16 protein-coding genes and 1 tRNA gene are annotated in these 18,548 nt (G+C 71.6%); 15 read left to right on the top strand and 2 right to left on the bottom strand.

Going from position 1 to position 18,548, the window contains the following annotated elements:
• Positions 1-17: 17 nt before the first annotated feature.
• The 10 genes from AC3RJ7_RS04330 to AC3RJ7_RS04375 all read left to right on the top strand — a co-directional run bounded on the left by AC3RJ7_RS04330 (position 18) and on the right by AC3RJ7_RS04375 (position 11,181).
• Positions 18-1,154, top strand: a complete 1,137-nt coding sequence (locus AC3RJ7_RS04330) for an NADP-dependent oxidoreductase (protein ID WP_491454593.1) — start codon at positions 18-20, stop codon at positions 1,152-1,154.
• A 116-nt stretch (positions 1,155-1,270) separates the two neighbouring features.
• Positions 1,271-2,830, top strand: a complete 1,560-nt coding sequence (gene metG / locus AC3RJ7_RS04335) for a methionine--tRNA ligase (protein ID WP_491454594.1) — start codon at positions 1,271-1,273, stop codon at positions 2,828-2,830.
• 5 nt (positions 2,831-2,835) lie between these two features.
• The gene (locus tag AC3RJ7_RS04340; RefSeq protein ID WP_491454595.1) at positions 2,836-3,699 is read left to right on the top strand and encodes a TatD family hydrolase; all 864 of its coding nucleotides are present in this window, start codon (positions 2,836-2,838) and stop codon (positions 3,697-3,699) included.
• Positions 3,700-3,704: 5 nt separating this feature from the next.
• Entirely contained in the window at positions 3,705-4,592 is an 888-nt protein-coding gene (rsmA, locus tag AC3RJ7_RS04345; protein WP_491454596.1) for a 16S rRNA (adenine(1518)-N(6)/adenine(1519)-N(6))-dimethyltransferase RsmA, read from the top strand.
• 231 nt (positions 4,593-4,823) lie between these two features.
• The gene (locus tag AC3RJ7_RS04350; RefSeq protein WP_491454597.1) at positions 4,824-5,366 is read left to right on the top strand and encodes a hypothetical protein; all 543 of its coding nucleotides are present in this window, start codon (positions 4,824-4,826) and stop codon (positions 5,364-5,366) included.
• Positions 5,367-5,402: 36 nt separating this feature from the next.
• On the top strand, positions 5,403-6,335 hold the full coding sequence (locus AC3RJ7_RS04355; protein WP_491454598.1) for a 4-(cytidine 5'-diphospho)-2-C-methyl-D-erythritol kinase: 933 nt from the start codon (positions 5,403-5,405) through the stop codon (positions 6,333-6,335).
• Between the two features lie 91 nt (positions 6,336-6,426).
• Positions 6,427-8,298: an ABC-F family ATP-binding cassette domain-containing protein gene (locus tag AC3RJ7_RS04360; protein WP_491454599.1), complete on the top strand. Its 1,872-nt coding sequence runs from the start codon at positions 6,427-6,429 to the stop codon at positions 8,296-8,298.
• Positions 8,299-8,481: 183 nt separating this feature from the next.
• On the top strand, positions 8,482-9,390 hold the full coding sequence (locus AC3RJ7_RS04365) for a MetQ/NlpA family ABC transporter substrate-binding protein (RefSeq protein WP_491454600.1): 909 nt from the start codon (positions 8,482-8,484) through the stop codon (positions 9,388-9,390).
• A gap of 103 nt (positions 9,391-9,493) precedes the next feature.
• On the top strand, positions 9,494-10,522 hold the full coding sequence (locus tag AC3RJ7_RS04370) for a methionine ABC transporter ATP-binding protein (protein ID WP_491454601.1): 1,029 nt from the start codon (positions 9,494-9,496) through the stop codon (positions 10,520-10,522).
• Positions 10,522-11,181, top strand: a complete 660-nt coding sequence (locus AC3RJ7_RS04375; RefSeq protein ID WP_491454602.1) for a methionine ABC transporter permease — start codon at positions 10,522-10,524, stop codon at positions 11,179-11,181. The genes AC3RJ7_RS04370 and AC3RJ7_RS04375 overlap by 1 nt, the downstream gene beginning before the upstream one ends.
• 156 nt (positions 11,182-11,337) lie before the next feature.
• On the opposite strand, the gene AC3RJ7_RS04380 is transcribed toward AC3RJ7_RS04375, so the two are convergent.
• A complete protein-coding gene (locus AC3RJ7_RS04380) occupies positions 11,338-12,786 on the bottom strand; it encodes an HNH endonuclease signature motif containing protein (protein ID WP_491454603.1) in 1,449 nt (482 codons plus the stop codon).
• Between the two features lie 218 nt (positions 12,787-13,004).
• On the opposite strand from AC3RJ7_RS04380, the gene AC3RJ7_RS04385 reads away from it, so the two are divergent.
• The gene (locus AC3RJ7_RS04385; protein WP_491454604.1) at positions 13,005-13,469 is read left to right on the top strand and encodes a hypothetical protein; all 465 of its coding nucleotides are present in this window, start codon (positions 13,005-13,007) and stop codon (positions 13,467-13,469) included.
• 91 nt (positions 13,470-13,560) lie between these two features.
• On the opposite strand, the gene AC3RJ7_RS04390 is transcribed toward AC3RJ7_RS04385, so the two are convergent.
• The gene (locus AC3RJ7_RS04390; RefSeq protein ID WP_491454605.1) at positions 13,561-14,058 is read right to left on the bottom strand and encodes a MarR family winged helix-turn-helix transcriptional regulator; all 498 of its coding nucleotides are present in this window, start codon (positions 14,056-14,058) and stop codon (positions 13,561-13,563) included.
• A 136-nt stretch (positions 14,059-14,194) separates the two neighbouring features.
• Between AC3RJ7_RS04390 and AC3RJ7_RS04395 the strand changes: the two genes are divergently transcribed.
• From AC3RJ7_RS04395 to AC3RJ7_RS04410, 4 genes are all read left to right on the top strand, one after another.
• A tRNA-Gln gene (locus AC3RJ7_RS04395) sits at positions 14,195-14,266 on the top strand.
• A 78-nt stretch (positions 14,267-14,344) separates the two neighbouring features.
• Complete coding sequence (glmU, locus tag AC3RJ7_RS04400; protein WP_491454606.1) at positions 14,345-15,784, top strand: bifunctional UDP-N-acetylglucosamine diphosphorylase/glucosamine-1-phosphate N-acetyltransferase GlmU; 1,440 nt, start codon at positions 14,345-14,347, stop codon at positions 15,782-15,784.
• 14 nt (positions 15,785-15,798) lie between these two features.
• Positions 15,799-16,833: a ribose-phosphate diphosphokinase gene (locus AC3RJ7_RS04405; protein WP_491454607.1), complete on the top strand. Its 1,035-nt coding sequence runs from the start codon at positions 15,799-15,801 to the stop codon at positions 16,831-16,833.
• 2 nt (positions 16,834-16,835) lie between these two features.
• Positions 16,836-18,539, top strand: coding sequence for a long-chain-fatty-acid--CoA ligase (locus tag AC3RJ7_RS04410; protein WP_491454608.1), 1,704 nt, complete (start codon positions 16,836-16,838; stop codon positions 18,537-18,539).
• Positions 18,540-18,548: the final 9 nt, after the last annotated feature.

Raw genomic sequence — 18,548 nt, forward strand, 5'->3', positions numbered from 1 at the left:
GACCCAGGAGGTGCGAGATGGCAACCAGAGACGAGTCGCGGGCGTTCACGGCCCGGGCGGTGCGATACACGGAGTACGGCGGCCCCGAGGTGCTGCACGTCGACGACGTGCCGATGCCGGTGCCGGGCGAGGGCGAGGTACTCGTCGAGGTCTTCGCGACGGGGCTCAACCCCGCCGAGAGCGCGGCCAGACGCGGCGAGCATGGCGGCGGCGCGGCCGGTTTGCCGGCGATGCAGGGGCGCGATCTCGCGGGCGTGGTCATCGCGACGGGGCCCGACGTGGGCCGTTTCGGTCGCGGCGACGAGGTCATGGGCTTCGTCGAACGCGGCGCACAGGCCACGCACGTCGCCGTGCCCGAGCGGCAATTGCTGCCGAAACCGGCCGGGCTCTCATGGGAGGTGGCCGGCTCGCTCTACGTCGCCGGCACGACCGCGTGGAACGCGGTCGAAGGTCTCGCGCTCGGCCCCGACGACACCGTCGTCGTGACCGCCGCGGCCGGTGGGGTCGGATGCCTCGCCGTGCAGTTCGCGCGGATGCGCGGCGCGACCGTCATCGGCACGACCACCCAGGAGCGCTTCGACTTCCTGCGGCAGTTCGGCGTGATCCCGACGCGTTACGGGCCCGGGCTGGCCGATCGCGTGCGGGCGATCGTCGAGGCGACCGAGCATGCGCGGCCCGTGAGCGCCTTCCTCGACTTCCTCGGCGGCGAGACCGACGCCGCCGCCGAGCTCGGGGTGACGAGTTCGCGAACGCTCACCGTGCTCGACCACGACGCGATCGAGGCGAGCGACGCCGTCGCGGCCGGCGCGGGCGACGTCGTCGCGATGGGCCGCGTGGCGGCGCTCGTCGCGGCCCGGCGGGTCCGCCTGCCGATCGCCGACGTGTTCGGACTCGACGGCATCGTCGACGCGTACCGGGCCCTCGACCGCCGTGACGCGCCGGGCAAGATCGTGCTCGGGTTGCGCGTCGTCGACTACCCGGGGCAGAAGGTGCGCGAACCCGCCATCAAGGAGCAGGACGTCACGCTCGGCGTGCCGACCCCGCACGCGCACCTCGACGTGACCGAGGCGATCCCGCCCGCCATCGGCGACGGCAGCGTGCGCCGCCGGCACCGCGAGGAGCACGAACGGCAGCAGGCGGCGGCGACCGAGTAGCTCCCCGAAGCCTCCGCAGTAATGGTGCTCCGTGCGCCCATGGGATTGAGCGGCTGTCCGGGTGAGCCCGAAGCCTCCGCAGTAATGGTGCTCCGTGCGCCCATAGGATTGAGCGCATGGCCGAAGCCTCCTCGTTCTACATCACCACGCCCATTTTCTACGTGAACGACGTGCCCCACATCGGGCACGCGTACACCGAGGTCGCTGCCGACGTGCTCGCGCGCTGGCACCGGCAGGCGGGCGACGACACGTGGATGCTCACGGGCACCGACGAGCACGGCCAGAAGATCCTGCGCACCGCGACCGCGAACGGCGTCACCCCGCAGGAGTGGGCCGACAAGCTCGTCGCCGACGCGTGGATCCCGTTGCTCGAGACGGTCGGCATCGCGAACGACGACTTCATCCGCACGACCGACGCCCGCCACGAGGCGAACGTGCAGAAGTTCCTGCAGAAGCTCTACGACGACGGCCACATCTACACGGGCGAGTACGAGGGCTTCTACTGCGTCGGCTGCGAGGAGTACAAGCAGGAGTCCGACCTCGTCGCGGGCACGGGCGAGTACGAGGGCCAGCAGGTCTGCGCGATCCACTCGAAGCCGGTCGAGCTCCTGCACGAGAAGAACTACTTCTTCCGCACCTCGGCGTTCGCCGACCGCCTGCTCGCCCTCTACGAGGAGCGCCCCGACTTCGTGCAGCCCGAGTCGGCCCGCAACGAGGTGCTCGGCTGGGTGCGTTCGGGCCTGGCCGACCTGTCGATCTCGCGCTCGACGTTCGACTGGGGCGTCAAGGTCCCGTGGGACGAGACCCACGTCGTCTACGTGTGGTTCGACGCGCTGCTCAACTACATCACCGCGGTCGGCTACGGTCAGGACGACGAGGAGTTCGCGCGCCGTTGGCCCGCCCAGCACATCGTCGGAAAGGACATCCTGCGGTTCCACGCCGTCATCTGGCCGGCGATGCTCATGGCCGCGGGTCTCGACGTGCCGAAGGGCGTCTTCGGCCACGGGTGGCTCCTCGTCGGCGGCGAGAAGATGTCGAAGTCGAAGCTCACGGGCATCGCGCCCGAGCAGATCACCTCGACGTTCGGCTCCGACGCGTTCCGCTACTACTTCATGCGGGCGATCGCGTTCGGCCAGGACGGCTCGTTCTCGTGGGAGGACCTCGCCGCCCGCTACCAGGCGGAGCTCGCGAACGGCTTCGGCAACCTCGCGTCGCGCGTCGTCGCGATGATCAACCGCTACTGCGACGGCGTCGTGCCGAAGCAGGGCGCGCTCGAGGCGGCCGACATCGAGATCGGCGCGGTCGAGCGACGGGCGACGGATGCCTCGTGGCAGGCGATCGATCGCGTCGCGATCCACGACGCGATCGGCGCGGCGTGGGAGCTCGTCGACGCGCTCAACGGCTACCTCACGGCCGAGGAGCCGTGGGCGCTCGCGAAGGACCCGGAGCAGCGCGACCGGCTCGAGACCGTGCTCGCCACGGCGTACCGCGGGCTCGGCACGCTCGCCGTGCTGCTCTCGCCGGTACTGCCGAAGGCGACTGCCAAGCTGTGGACGGCGCTCGGCGCCCCCGGCACCGTGCAGGAGCAGCGCATCGACCGCGCCCACGAGGCCGAGCTCGGCGAGCGGGTCGCGCCGCTCGAGGCGCTGTTCCCGCGGGTCGAGGTCGCGGAGTAGGCCGGATGCCGGAGTATCCGCCGCTGCCCGAACCGCTGCCGGTCGCGGTGTACGACAACCACACGCACCTCGAGCCGTCGGAGGACGCGCCGCCCGGGCGCCCCGAGACGCTCCTCGGCGTGCACGAGCACCTCGAACGGGCGGCGGCCGTCGGCGTCGCCGGGGCCGTGCAGGTCGGCACCGACGTCGCCACGAGCCGTTGGTCGGCCGCGGCCGCCGCGCGCGAAGCGCGGCTGCTCGCCGCGGTCGCGCTGCACCCCAACGAGGCGCCCGAGCTCGAGGCATCCGGCTCGCTCGACGACGCGCTCGCCGTGATCGACGAGCTCGCGGCGCAGCCACGGGTGCGGGCCGTCGGCGAGACGGGGCTCGACTTCTTCCGCACCGGCGACGACGGCCGGCCGGCGCAGTTCCGCTCGTTCGAGGCGCACATCGAGATCGCGAAGCGGCACGGCATCGCGCTGCAGATCCACGACCGCGACGCCCACGACGACGTCGTCGCGACGCTGCGGCGGGTCGGCGCTCCCGAGCGCACGGTCTTCCACTGCTTCTCGGGCGGCGAGGACCTCGCCCGCCTCGCGGCCGACGAGGGCTGGTACTGCTCGTTCGCCGGCAACGTGACGTTCAAAAACGCGGAGAACCTGCGCGAGGCCCTGCGAGTCGTGCCTCGCGATCGCATCCTCGTCGAGACCGACGCCCCGTACCTCACGCCCGTGCCGCTTCGTGGTCGGCCCAACGCGCCCTACCTCGTCCCGCACACAGTGCGGTTCATGGCCGACGTACTCGGCACCCCGCTCGACGAGTTCTGCGCGCAGCTCGCGGCGAACACGGTCGACGTGTACGGGTCGTGGACCGTCGACATGGCAGGATGAGCGGCATGCACCGCCACGAGGCCGAGCCCGCCGACGGCGCCGAGTCGCCCGCGCCGCGCCTGCTCGGCCCCGCGGAGATCCGCGACCTCGCGGAGCTCCTCGACGTCACCCCGACGAAGAAGCTCGGGCAGAACTTCGTGCACGATGCGAACACCGTGCGGCGCATCGTGCAGACCGCGGGCGTGCAGCGCGGCGAGACGGTGCTCGAGATCGGTCCGGGGCTCGGGTCGCTGACGCTCGGCCTCCTCGAGGCCGGCGCCGACGTCGTCGCCGTCGAGATCGACGGCCGGCTCGCCGAGCAGCTGCCGCACACCGTGGCGATCATGCAGCCCGGCACCTCCCTCACCGTCGTCCATCAGGACGCGCTCAAGGTGGTCGAGCTTCCGGCCGAGCCCGTGCGGCTCGTCGCGAACCTGCCGTACAACGTCTCGGTGCCCGTGCTGCTGCACCTGCTCGAGCACTTCCCGTCGCTCGTGTCGGGCGTCGTCATGGTGCAGGCCGAGGTCGGGCACCGACTCGCCGCCGAGCCCGGCTCGAAGGTCTACGGCGCGCCGAGCGTCAAGGCCGCTTGGTACGGGCGCTGGCGCACCGCCGGGCAGGTGTCGCGCATGGTCTTCTGGCCCGTGCCGAACGTCGACTCGGTGCTCGTCGGCTTCGAGCGCGGCGAGGCGCCGGGGTCCGAGGCGGAGCGCGTCGCGACGTTCGCGCTCGTCGACGCGGCCTTCCAGCAGCGCCGGAAGATGCTGCGCCAGTCGCTCTCCGGCGTGCTCGGCGGCAGCTCGGCGGCCGCCGCCGAACGACTCGCCGCCGCGGGCGTCGACCCGCAGGCGCGGGGCGAGCAGCTCACCGTCGACGACTTCCTCCGCGTCGCCCGCGCCGCCGGCACCGCCTGACGCCGAGCTCCTTCGCATCACGCGGCGGTGGCCTGCGCCTGGCGTTTCGCGCGGCCTCTGGAGCTCTCTCGCGCTTCGTATCGCAGGCAACTTCAGGCGACACGCCGAGCGGGCGGCCTCGGCGACGGCGTGTCGCCCGGAAGTGCCTGTAGTCGGGCGGTCGTGCGGCGAGCCGAGCGGTGGTGCGCCGGGCGGGGGCGGGAGAACCGCGCCGCCGGATAGTCTCGTCGCATGGCGAAGACGGCGGTGGGGGCGAATGCCGACGGCGTCGGCGACGACGCGGTGCTGGCGGCGACGGGAAGGCCGCGCGACGAGTGGTTCGCGCTCCTCGACGAGGCGGGCGCCCGGCAGATGACCCACAAGGATGTCGCGACCCGACTCGTCGCCGAGCACGGCGTCGACCCGTGGTGGGCGCAGAACGTCACGGTCGCGTACGAGCAGGCCCGAGGCATCCGCCGGCCCGGCCAGCGGCAGGACGGCACGTACGAGGCGAGCGTCACCCGCACCGTCGATCTCGGGAAGACCGCGGCGCTCGAAGCGCTCGCGGCCGTGGTCGAACGTGAGCTCGGCACTCCGCCGCTCGCGCTCAACCTCGGGGCGAAGCATCCCACCGCCCGGTTCCCGATCGAGGGCGGCGAGTTCGTGCTCGCCTCGTCGAGCGATCGCGCCGGCGGCCGCAGCTCGATCGGGCTGACCTGGGGCCGCATGCCCGACGGCGAACGCCTCGCCGACGTCAAGGCGCGCATGCGGGCGTGGCTCGCCGAGGTCGGCTGAGATCGGAGCCCCGATGCCGTCGGGTAGCGTGGTGGCATGACGATCGCCTGGGCCGACGAGGCAGTGCACGTTCGGGCGCCCGGCAAGATCAACCTCTTCATGCGCGTCGGAGCGGTGCAGCCCGACGGCTACCACGACGTCGCGACCGCGTACCAGGCCGTGTCGCTCTACGAAGACGTGCGGGCGTGGCCCGACGACGAGTTCAGCGTCGGGTTCAGCGGCTCGATCGACGTCTCGGGGCTCCCGACGGACGGCTCGAACCTCGCGATCAAGGCTGCGAAGCTGCTCGCCGGCACGGTCGGGGTGCCCGGCGGCGTGCGCCTGGAGATCGAGAAGCACGTGCCGATCGCGGGCGGCATGGGCGGCGGCAGCGCCGACGCCGCCGCGACCCTCGTCGCGTGCGACGCGCTCTGGGGCACCGGCCTCACCAAGGACGAGCTGCACGCGCTCGCGGCGAAGCTCGGCGCCGACGTGCCGTTCGCCCTCTCCGGCGGCACCGCGATCGGCACCGGTCGCGGCGACCGCCTGAGCCCCGCGCTCGCGACGGGCTCGTTCCACTGGGTGCTCGCCGTCGCCGAGTTCGGCCTCTCGACGCCGGGCGTCTACCGGGAGCTCGACCGCCGGCGCGAGGCCGACCCCTCGGCCGACCCGGGCGACGAGAGCCCCGTCGTCGACGCCGAGGTGCTGCAGGCCCTTCGGGCGGGCGACGCGCGCCTGCTCGCCGGCGCCCTGCACAACGACCTGCAGGCGGCGGCGCTCGGGCTGGCGCCCGGGCTCGGCGGCATCCTCGAACTCGGCGAGGCGCACGGGGCGCTCACGGGCATCGTCTCCGGGTCGGGCCCGACCGTCGCCTTCCTCGTCGACGACGCCGATGCCGCCATCGAGTTGCAGGTCGCGCTCTCGGCTGCGCGGCTCAACGCGGTGCACGTGCACGGGGCCGTGCACGGGGCGCGGCTGATGCACGCGTAGGGCGCGCTCGGGCGCGGTCTCGATCCGCGGGTTCGCCGCTGCGCGACCGACGGACGTGTCCGGCGGTTCCGGGCGTTAGGCTCGTTCGGTCATGGCACACCTCCTCGGCGCCGAGCGCCTGCATCTCGAGTTCCCGACGCGCACCGTCTTCGACGAGGTCACCCTCGGTATCGACGAGGGCGACCGCATCGGCATCGTCGGCCGCAACGGCGACGGCAAGTCGACCCTCCTGAAGCTGCTCGCGGGCCGGCTCGAGCCCGACGGCGGGCGGGTCACGCAGCGCCGGGGCCTCCGCATCGGCATGCTCGACCAGGCCGACGTCGTCGACCCCGGCAAGACGGTCGCCGAGGCCGTCGTCGGCGGCATCGACGAGCACGTGTGGGCCGGCGACGCGAAGGTGCGCGACGTCATCGCGGGCCTGCTCGCGGATGTCCCGTGGCAGGCGCCCGTCGCGAGCCTGTCGGGCGGGCAGCGCCGCCGGGTCGGGCTCGCCGCGCTCCTCGTCGGCGATTGGGACGTGCTCTTCCTCGACGAGCCCACGAACCACCTCGACGTCGAGGGGATCGCGTGGCTCGCCCGCCACCTGAACGCCCGCTGGCCCGCGACCGCCGGCGCGGTCGTCGTCGTGACCCACGACCGCTGGTTCCTCGACGAGGTCTGCACGGCCACGTGGGAGGTGCACGACGGCATCGTCGAGCCCTTCGAGGGCGGCTACGCGGCGTACATCCTCCAGCGCGTCGAACGCGACCGGATGGCCGCGGCGAGCGAGGCGAAGCGGCAGAACCTCATGCGCAAGGAGCTCGCATGGCTGCGGCGCGGCGCGCCCGCGCGCACGTCGAAGCCGAAGTTCCGCATCGAGGCGGCGAACCAGCTCATCGAGAACGAGCCGCCGGTGCGCGACACGGTCGAGCTCAGCCGGCTCGCGGTGTCGCGCCTCGGCAAGGACGTCGTCGACCTGCTCGACGCGACCGTCGAGTACCCGGGTCTCGACGGCGAGCCGCGCACGGTGCTGCACGAGATCGAATGGCGCATCGCACCGGGGGAGCGCACCGGCATCCTCGGCGTCAACGGGGCCGGCAAGTCGACCCTGCTCGGCCTCGTGACCGGAGCGGTCGAGCCGACTGCGGGGCGGGTCAAGCGCGGCAAGACCGTGAAGATCGCGACCCTCAGCCAGGAGCTCGCCGAGCTCGCCGAGTGGGGCGACGAGCGGGTGTCGGCGGTCGTCGCCGAGCAGCGCGCGAGCTACACGATCGGCCAGGGGTCGAAGGCCGTCGAGCTCACGCCCGGGCAACTGCTCGAGCGGCTCGGCTTCACGAACGCGCAGCTCTCGACGCCCGTGAAGAATCTCTCGGGCGGACAGAAGCGGCGCCTGCAGCTGCTGCTCATCCTGCTGCAGGAGCCGAACGTGCTCATCCTCGACGAGCCGACGAACGACCTCGACACCGACATGCTCGCGGCGATCGAGGACCTGCTCGACTCGTGGCCGGGCACGCTCCTCGTCGTCTCGCACGACCGGTACCTGATCGAGCGCGTCACCGACCGGCAGCTCGCGGTCGTCGACGGGCACCTGCGCGACCTGCCGCGCGGCATCGAGCAGTACCTCGAGCTGCGGGCCGGTGCGGATGCCGCGCGGCCGGCGACTGCGGCGGCACCGGGCGGTTCGGCGGGCGGCCCCGGCAGGCTCGCCCCCGCGGGGGATGCCGCGCCCGTCTCCGGCTCGACCGTTGCACCGTTGCTCTCCGGCGCCGACCGCCGCGCCGCGGAGAAGGAGCTCTCGTCGATCGACCGCCGGCTCGAGAAGCTGCAGGGGGAGATCGCCAGGCATCACGAGCAGCTCGCGCGCCACGACCAGTCCGACTACGTGGGCCTCGGCGTCCTCGGCGACGAACTGCGCGGGCTCGAGGCATCCGTCGCCGATCTCGAAACCCGCTGGCTCGAAGTATCTGAAGCGCTCGAAGGATGACGTCGCAGAAGCTGTGACGCATTGTGACCATGCGGTCAACAGGGCGAAGAACCTTCGCCTAACGTGGAGTTGCGCCCGCGTTCGCGGCATCGAAGCCCCCACCGACATCCTCCGTGGCGGAGCCATGCCGGCATGCAGCCGATCAGGCCCTCGATCGCGTGCGCCCACCGAGAGAGGAATCCCATGTCACGTCGTACCCGCATCACCTCAGTCATCGCCGCGCTCGCCGCGGTGCCCCTCGTCGCGTCGCTCGCGGCCTGCGCCTCGAACGGCTCGGGCTCCGAGGCGGGCGGTTCCGACGAGGTCGTGAAGATCGGCGTCGTCGGCGCGGGCGACCCGCAGTGGGACGCCTTCGAGCAGGCCGCCGCCGACGAGGGCATCACGCTCGAGATCATCGACTTCGGCGACTACACGCAGCCGAACCCCGCGACGACCGAGGGCGAGCTCGACCTCAACCAGTTCCAGCACATCGTGTACCTCGCGGACTACAACGTGTCGGCCGGTGAAGACCTGACCCCCATCGGCGCGACCGCGATCTACCCGCTCGGCCTCTACTCGACGAAGTACGAGTCGGTCGACGACATCTCGGAGGGCGAGACCGTCGCCGTGCCGAACGACGCCTCGAACCAGGCTCGCGCGCTTCTCGTGCTGCAGTCGGCCGGCCTCATCGAGCTGAAGAGCGGCGGCACCATCTTCAGCGACCTCGCCGACATCGACGAGGCGAAGTCGAAGGTGAAGGTCACCGCGCTCGAGGCGTCGCTCACGCCGACCTCGCTGCCGGACGTCGCGGCGGCCGTCATCAACAACGACTTCGTCGAGGACGCGGGCCTGACGTTCGAGGACGCGATCGCGCAGGACGACCCGACCGACCCGAACGCGCTGCCCTACGTCAACATCTTCGCCACGCGCGCCGAGGACAAGGACAACGCCACCTACAAGAAGCTCGTCGAGATCTTCCAGACCGACCCCGAGGTGCAGGCCGGCCTCATCGAGGCATCGGGCGGCACCGGTGTTCCCGTGACCACCCCCGTCGCCGACCTCGAGTCGTCCCTCGCCAAGGTCGAGGCCGACACCGAGGCCGCCAAGGGCTGATCGTTCCGGCAGGAACGATGGATCGTTCGTCGCACGGGCGGCGGGCACCGCGGTCACCGCGGGCGCTCGCCGCCCGATGCGGCGTTCCGGGAGGAGACCCATCATGGCGCTCGTCGCGCTGAAGAACGTCACCAAGACGTACCCGGCACCCGATCGTGCCGGGGCCGAGATCGTCGCCGTCGACGACGTCACCCTCGACATCGAGCCGGGCGACGTCTACGGCATCATCGGGTACTCGGGCGCGGGCAAGTCCACGCTCCTGCGGCTCGTGAACGCCCTCGAGCCCGCGAGCTCGGGGTCGATCGAGCTCGACGGTCGCGAGATCGTCGGCCTGCCCGAGCGCGAGCTCCGGGGCATCCGGCTCGGCATCGGCATGATCTTCCAGCAGTTCAACCTGTTCGAGGCGAAGACGGTCGCCGGCAACGTGGCCTACCCGCTCAAGGTCGCCGGCTGGTCGAAGACGGAGATCACCGCCCGCGTGGCCGAGCTGCTCGAGTTCGTGGGGCTCGCCGACAAGGCGAAGGCGTACCCCGACCAGCTCTCGGGCGGCCAGAAGCAGCGCGTCGGCATCGCCCGGGCGCTCGCGACCTCGCCGCGGCTGCTGCTCGCGGACGAGGCGACGAGCGCGCTCGACCCCGACACGACGCAGGAGGTGCTCGAGCTCCTCAAGCGGGTCAACCGGGAGTTCGGCGTGACGATCATCGTCATCACGCACGAGATGGACGTCATCCAGTCGATCGCGACGAAGGTCGCCGTCATGGACGGCGGTCGCGTGATCGAGAACGGCGACGTCTTCGACGTGTTCTCCGATCCGCGGAACCCGTCGTCGCAGCGCTTCGTCGCGACGGTCGTGAAGGGCGTGCCGTCGCCCGCGGAGCTCGCGGTGCTGCGCGAGCGCCACGATGGCCGGATCGTCACGATCTCGTTCCGCGACACCGACGCCTCGCAGGCGTCCGTCTTCCTCGAGCTCGCGAACGCCGGGCTCGACTTCGAACTCGTCTACGGCGGCATCAACGACATCCAGGGGCGGGCGTTCGGTCACCTGACGCTCGCGATCAGGGGGGCGGATGCCTCGATCGATACGGTGCTCGCCTCGATCGGCTCGCGCGCGGAAGTGACGGAGGCCCTCTGATGGATCGCCTGTTCGAACTCGGCCCCGACTTCTGGATCGCGGCCGCCGAGACGCTCTACATGGTCGCGCTGACCCTGCTCATCGGCGGGTTCGTCGGCCTCGTGCTCGGCATCGTGCTCTACGCGACGCGGGCCGGCGGACTCATGCCGAACCGCGTCGTGTACAACGTGCTCAACGTCGTCATCAACTTCTTCCGGCCGATCCCGTTCATCATCTTCCTCGCCGCCGTGCAGCCGCTCGCGCGCTACGTGATCGGCGTCGGCATCGGCAACGACGCGCTCATCTTCTCGCTGTCGATCGCGGCGTCCTTCGCGATCTCGCGCATCGTCGAGCAGAACCTCATCACGGTGTCGCCCGGCGTGATCGAGGCGGCGCGGTCGATGGGGGCGGGGCCGGTGCGGATCCTCCGCACCGTCGTCATCCCCGAGGCGCTGGGGCCGCTGATCCTCGGCTACACGTTCATCGTCGTCGCGATCGTCGACATGACCGCGATGGCCGGGTTCATCGGCGGCGGCGGCCTCGGAAACTTCGCCCTCGTCTACGGGTTCCGCCAGTTCCAGCCGGCGATCACGTGGGCGGCGCTGCTGCTCATCGTGATCTTCGTGCAGGTGCTGCAGTTCCTCGGCAACTGGCTCGCCCGCAAGGTCATGCGCCGGTAGGGCGCGGTCGGCGGCGCGCCGCTCGTTTCGTTCGCGGCAGAGGGATCGGGCGCGAGCGCGGCGAATCGGCGCGGTGCGGCGCATCGGCGCGGTGCGTCATCGGGGCGGTGCGGCGGATGGGGTCGTCGGACCTGCTCGGGACGTCGATGGACCCGGTCAGAACGGCGCGTTCGGCGGGTACTCGGCGCGGCCGTGCTCGACGTTCGGCAGGCTCGGTGCATCGGCCACCCGACCCGGCGCGTCCGGCCCGCGGCGATCACCGGGTTCGACCGGATACGGCGGTGTCGGTATCGGCTCAGCCGGATGGGTCGTATAGGCCCGCCCCGAGGGCGAGCGCCACTCGAGCACGCCGGCGCCGCCGTGCACGACCGACCAGGCCGTCTCGTGCTTCAGGTGATGATGACCGGTGCAGAGGTGCGCGAGATTGTCGTGCGCGGTCGGATTGCCGTCGGCATAGTCGCGGGTGTGATCGATCTCGCTGCGAACCGCCGGCCGGTTGCAGCCAGGGAACCGGCAGGTGCCGTCTCGCACGCGCAACCAGCGGCGCAGGTCGGCCGGCGGTCGGTAGCTCGCGCGATCGACGTCGAGCACGGTGCCCGTCACCGGGTGAGTGAGCAACCGGGTGAACGAGGGAGCGTTCGCCGCGAGGCGACGTGCGGTGTCGGCGTCGATCGGCCCGTAGCCGTCGAGGTGCCCGGGCGCGTGGTCGAGCCCCATGAGCGTGAAGACCGGAACGGTGACGTGCACCGTCGCACGAGCCGCAGCGATCGCCTGGCCACCCGGGTCGCCATCGGGGAGGAGGCCGACACGAAGGAGGTCGTCGGCGAAGTCGGCTCGAAGTCGCTCCCGGGTGCGGTGGTCACCGGCGTCGGCGGCGGCGCGCGCGGCGCCGTCGAGCCGCACGACGATGCTCAGTGCGTCAGCCGCCGGGAGGAGCACGTGCACCCAGGCCATGCCGTCGGCGGCGGGCTCGAACTCGACTCGCCGCGTGTCGCGCGCGGCTCGATGCCGTTCGGAGGTCGTCTCGGCGAGAAGCTCTTCACGGAGGCGACGGGCCTTGACGCGCAGCTTCGCCGCAGTGAGCTCGGCCCCGAGTGCGGCGAGGCGTTCGTCGAGCTCGGCACGCACGCGCGGCTGATCGGCGAGGTCGCAGCCGGCGCCGATGATGACGCGAGCGTGCTGCATCGTGAGTTCGCCGCGGCGCAGCGCCGACAGGGTGGCCGGCAGCAGGTTCGACAGCGCCCATGCCTCGTCGATCTCGCGCTGCATCGTGCGCTCGGGGGTTCGCAGTGCGACCGCGAGCTCGGCCACGACGCTGCGGCGCGCCATCTCATCGCGACGTGCGGTCGACAGTGAGGCCGAAACGAAGGCGCCGGCATGGCGCAGCGCGAAAGCGACCGTCATCGCGATCACATCGATGTGCATCGCCCGATGCATCGCCTCGATGCGCTGCGCCCGCACGGCGGCGTCGACGAGCACGGCGAGACCCTCCTGTGCGCGCGCGAACGGGGACATCTCAGCGGGTGGCGAGAACGCTGCGGGTGGCGGCGTGACGTGCTCCGCGAGCGCTCCGGAGGAGGGGGTCGTGCGCTCGTCGAAGGTCATGCTCCATGGTACCGAAGTTCGAACGAATGTTCGAGTGATTCGGTGGATGATGGCGGGCCCGGATCCGCCGCTCGTGCCCTGCCCGCGGATGGACCGCCGGTCGTGCGGCGAGACGCTTGATGCACGACCCGTCCTCCACAGGGCGCTGTTCCGCGGCATCCCTCACGATTCGTGCTCGCGTCGCGCGGCACCTCGCGGCGCGCCCGCAGGATCGATGAATGACCGACCGAGACGCCGAGACCGAACCGACGAGCGAGCGAAGCACCGACCCGAACCTGCCCGACGTGCCCGTCATGACCGACGCCGCACTGCAGGACCGGGTAGAGGTGCTCATCCAGCAGGCGTTCCGCCGCCAGTGGTGGACGCTCTTCTTCGACGACGAGGGCCACCAACTGCTCATGATGCCGATGGCCGACTATCCCGGTGCGCCTGACGAGCCGACCCCGGAGGGCACGGCCGCGCAGGTCCTCGCGAACCGCGTGGCGTACGTGTGCGACTTCGTCGGCGCGACGCGGGTGGCCTTCGCCTGGGAACGCTGCGGTCCCGAGCAGAGTACGCCGGTCGACCGCGAGTGGGCGCGCGAACTGGCCGCGGCCTGCCGAGCCGAGCACGTCGAGGTGTGGTCGCAGTTCATCGTGCACGACGGCGGCGTCCGCTGGTTCGCGAGCGACGACTACGCCTGACGGCGGCACCGGTGAGCGAGGGCCGCCTCGGGCGAGGCTCACCTCGGAGCGAGGGCCGACTCACGACCAGCGGGCAGCCCCCGTGCGTCGGTCAGCCTTCGTCGAAGCCGAGGCTGAGCTTGCGCAGCAGGCCGGCGAGCCGCTTCTGCTCGGCCGCCGGCAGCCGGGCGAGCAGTTCCGCCTCGGCGTCGACGAGCCGCGTGATCGCGGCGTCGACGCGGGTGAGCCCCGCCGGGCTCATCTCGACGAGGATGCCGCGCCCGTCGTTCGGGTCGGTCTGGCGACTCACGAGCCCGCGCTCGACGAGCCGGTCGATGCGGTTCGTCATGGTGCCGCTCGAGACGAGCGTCTGCTGCAGCAGCTGCTTGGGGGAGAGCCGATACGGCGAACCGGCGCGGCGGAGCGCCGAGAGCACGTCGAACTCGCTGGACTCGAGCTCCGACCGGGCGAACGCCTGGCGGCGCGCGCGGTCGAGGTGCTTCGACAGGCGCGCGACGCGCGAGAGCACCTGCAGCGGGGCGAAGTCGAGATCGGGACGCTCGCGCTCCCAGTCGTCGACGATCCGGTCGACCTCGTCAGCATCTCTCACCCCGCCATTATCCCGCCGGTCGCGGCGGCGCCCGGTGAGGATGCCTCGGCCGGGCGCGCACGGCCGCCCGGGCGCCGATCGGGCCCCGGCCGCCATGGCAGACTTGATGTCGCGCGCGACGCGACCGCTCGCGCGATCCGCCATGGTGTAACGGCAGCACGACAGCCTTTGGAGCTGTGAGGACCAGGTTCGAATCCTGGTGGCGGAGCCCGCCCGGCCACGATCGGGTTCGAGCGAACTCGTGGCCGACGCCGAAGCATCCGCCAGCAACCGACAGGAAGCCCGCATGACCGACCAGAACCTCGCGATCATCGTCCTCGCCGCCGGCCAGGGCACCCGCATGAAGTCGTCGCTGCCGAAGATGCTGCACCCGCTCGCGGGCACCCCCCTCGTGGGCCACGTGCTCGCGACCGCCCGCGCGCTCGACGCGGCCCACGTGCTCGCCGTGGTGCGACACGAGCGCGACCGCGTCGCCGCCGCCGTCGAGGCCGAGTTCCCCGGCATCGTCATCGTCGACCAGGACGAGGTCGACGGCACGGGCCGCGCCGTCGAGCTCGCCGTCGCCGCGCTGCCCGACGACTTCGACGGCGACGTGCTCGTGCTGAACGGCGACGTGCCGCTGCTCGACGCCGACACCCTCGCCGGGTTCCTCGCCCAGCACCGGGGCACCGCGTCGGCCGCCTCGGTGCTCTCGGCCGTCTACGACGACCCGACCGGCTACGGCCGCATCGTGCGCGGCGAGGCCGGCGCCTTCGACCGCATCGTCGAGCAGAAGGACGCGTCGGACGACGAGCGCGCGATCGCCGAGATCAACGCCGGCATCTACGCCTTCGGCGCCTCGGCGCTGCGCGACCAGCTCGCGAACCTCACGACCGACAACGCGCAGGGCGAGAAGTACCTCACCGACGTCATCGGGCTGCTCCGGGCCGCGGGGTCCGAGGTCGAGGCCGTGCCCGTGAGCGAGCCGTGGCTCGTCGCCGGTGTCAACGACCGGGCCCAGCTGTCGGAGACGGCGGCGCGGCTCAACGCCCTCATCGTCCGCGGCTGGCAGCTCGCCGGCGTCACGATCGACGACCCGGCGACGACCTGGATCGACCTCGCGGTGAAGATCGAACCCGACGTGACCATCCGCCCCGGCACGCAGCTCAAGGGCGCGACCGTCATCGAGACCGGCGCGATCGTCGGCCCCGACTCGACCCTCGTCGACTGCGAGGTCGGCGCGGGCGCGCACGTGAGGCGGACCGACGCCACGCTCGCCGTGATCGGCGCCGGCGCGACCGTCGGCCCGTGGTCGTACCTGCGCCCCGGCACCGTGCTCGGCGCCGACGGCAAGATCGGGGCCTTCGTCGAATCGAAGAACACCACGATCGGCGATGGCAGCAAGGTGCCGCACCTCTCGTACGTCGGCGACGCCACGATCGGCCGCGGCGTCAACCTCGGCGCCGGCACGATCACGGCCAACTACGACGACGTCAACAAGCACCGCACCGAGATCGCCGACGAGGTGCACACGAGTTCGCACACCGTGCTCGTCGCGCCCGTTAGGCTGGGTGCCGGAGCGAAGACCGGCGCCGGCGCGATCGTCCGCAAGGACGTTCCCGCCGGGGCACTGGCCCTCAGCGTCGCCCCTCAACGCAACATCGAGGGGTGGGTCGAAGAGCATCGGCCCGGTACGGAGGCGGCTCGTGTCGCCGCCGAGGCGCGGTCCGTCGAACGAGGCGAGTGAGCAGAAGGCGAACCATGGGGCGCAAGAAGAAGGTCGTTGACCTGGACCGAGAGAACAACATCGCACCCGGCCTGCAGGCGAAGACCAAGAAGCGTCTCGTCGTCGTGTCGGGCCGCAGCGATCCGGCGCTCGCCGCGCAGGTCGCCGCGACGCTCGGCACCGAGCTCGCGCCGACCGAGCACCGCACGTTCGCGAGCGGTGAGATCTACACCCGCTTCGAGGTGTCGGTCCGCGGCTGCGACGTCTTCGTCGTGCAGTCGTTCGGCCCGCCCGTCAACGAGTGGCTCATGGAGCTGCTCATCATGCTCGACGCGCTCAAGCGCGCCTCCGCGAAGCGCATCACCGTCGTCGCCCCGTACTTCCCCTACTCGCGGCAGGACAAGAAGGGCCGCGGCCGCGAGCCGATCTCGGCGCGTCTCGTCGCCGACCTGCTGAAGACGGCGGGCGCCGACCGCATCATGAGCGTCGACCTGCACGCGGCCCAGATCCAGGGCTTCTTCGACGGCCCCGTCGACCACCTGTTCGCGAAGCCCGTGCTGCTGCGCCACTTCCAGGAGAGCCTCTCGGGCGACGACCGCACCAAGCTCACGGTGGTCTCGCCCGACATGGGCCGCGTTCGCGTCGCCGACACGTGGGCCGACGATCTCGGCGCCCCGCTCGCGATCATCCACAAGCGTCGCGACCCGAAGGTCGCGAACCAGGTCACCGTGCACGAGATCGTCGGCAACGTCGACGGCCGGGTGTGCCTCCTCGTCGACGACATGATCGACACCGGCGGCACGATCGTGAAGGCCGCCCAGGCGCTCAAGGCGAACGGGGCCGAGAAGGTCATCGTCGCCGCGACCCACCCGATCTTCAGCGACCCGGCGACCGAACGCCTGCAGGACCCGGCGATCGACCAGGTCGTCGTGACCGACACGATCCCGCTGCCGCCCGAGAAGCGCTGGGAGGGGCTCACGATCCTGCCGATCGCGCCGCTGCTCGGTCGCGCCATCCGCGAGGTCTTCGAAGACGGCTCGGTCACGAGCATGTTCAACGGCGAGGCCTGATCGTGCGCTCGGCCCTGCCCGGCCGTCCGTGGGTCGCGAGCTACGCCGACGGCGTGCCCGACGAGGTCGAGCCGCCCGAGGGGTCGCTGTACGACCTGATCCGCGCGTCGGTCGAGCAGTACCCCGATCACGTCGCGCTCGAGTTCTTCGAGCGCACGATGACCTACCGCGAACTCGGCGACGAGATCGAGCGCGTCGCCGAAGGGCTGCGGCTGCTCGGAGTGCAGAAGGGCGACCCGGTCGCGCTCGTGCTGCCGAACTGCCCGCAGCACATCGTCGCGTTCTACGCGGTGCTGCGGCTCGGTGCGATCGTCGTCGAGCACAACCCGCTCTACACGCCGCGCGAGCTCCGCCACCAGTTCGAAGACCACGGTGCGCGCGTCGCGATCGCGTGGAGCAACGTCGTCGCGACGATCCAGGCCTTCCCCGACGACATCGCGGTCCCGCACCTCATCTCGGTCGACGTGACCCGGGCGATGCCGTTCACGATGCGGGCGATGCTGCGCCTGCCGATCGCGAAGGCCCGCGAGTCGCGCGCGGCCCTCACGACGAAGGTGCGCGGGGCGATCCGCTGGGAGGAGCTCACCGCCTCGAAGCCGATCGACCCGCACATCATCGCGCCCGGCGTCGACGACGTCGCGCTCATCCAGTACACGAGCGGCACGACCGGCAGCCCCAAGGGCGCGACGCTCACGCACGCGAACCTCGAGGTGAACGCGGCGCAGGCGCGCGCCTGGGTGCCCGACGTGCCGCGCGGCAGCGCGGTCGTCTACGCCGTGCTGCCGATGTTCCACGCCTACGGCCTGACGCTCTGCCTGACCTTCGCGATGAGCATGGGCGCGCGGCTCGTGCTGTTCCCGAAGTTCGACCCCGATCTCGTGCTCAAGGTCGTGAAGAAGCGGCCGGCGACCTTCCTGCCCGCCGTCCCGCCGATCTACGACCGGCTCACGAAGGCGGCATCGGCCGCGGGGGTGTCCCTCGACGGCATCCAGATCGCGATCTCCGGTGCGATGCCGCTCTCGGCCGAGGTCGTCGAGCCGTGGGAGGCCGCGACCGGCGGGTACCTCGTCGAGGGCTACGGCCTGTCGGAGTGTTCGCCCGTGCTCATGGCGAACCCGGTCGCTCCGAACCGGAAGGCGGGCACGGTCGGCCTGCCGCTGCCGTCGACCGAGTGCCGCGTCGTCGATCCCGACGATCCCATGACCGACGTCGCCCCGGGTGCAGAGGGCGAGCTCGTGGTGCGCGGTCCGCAGGTGTTCTCGGGCTACTGGCTGAAGCCCGACGAGACCGAGGCCGTCTTCGTCGACGATCCGGCCGGCGGTGCGCGCTGGTTCCGCACGGGCGACATCGTCGCCATCGACGACGAGGGCTTCGTGCGGATCGTCGACCGGATCAAGGAGCTCATCATCACGGGCGGCTTCAACGTGTCGCCGAGCGAGGTGGAGGAGGCGCTGCGCGCGCACCCCGACGTCGAGGACGCAGCGGTCGTGGGCCTGCCCGACGAGCACTCCGGCGAGCAGGTCGTCGCGGTCGTCGTGCTGCGCGACGGCGCGACGTTCGACGAGCGTGCGATCCGCGAGTTCGCACGCGACGGGTTGACGCCGTACAAGGTGCCCAAGCGCATCGTGCAGGCCGACGACCTGCCGCGCTCCCTCATCGGCAAGGTGCTGCGCCGCGAGGTGCGCAACGGCCTCCTGAACGGCTGAGCGGGCGAC

It is taken from the genome of Agromyces solani, assembly GCF_058349925.1.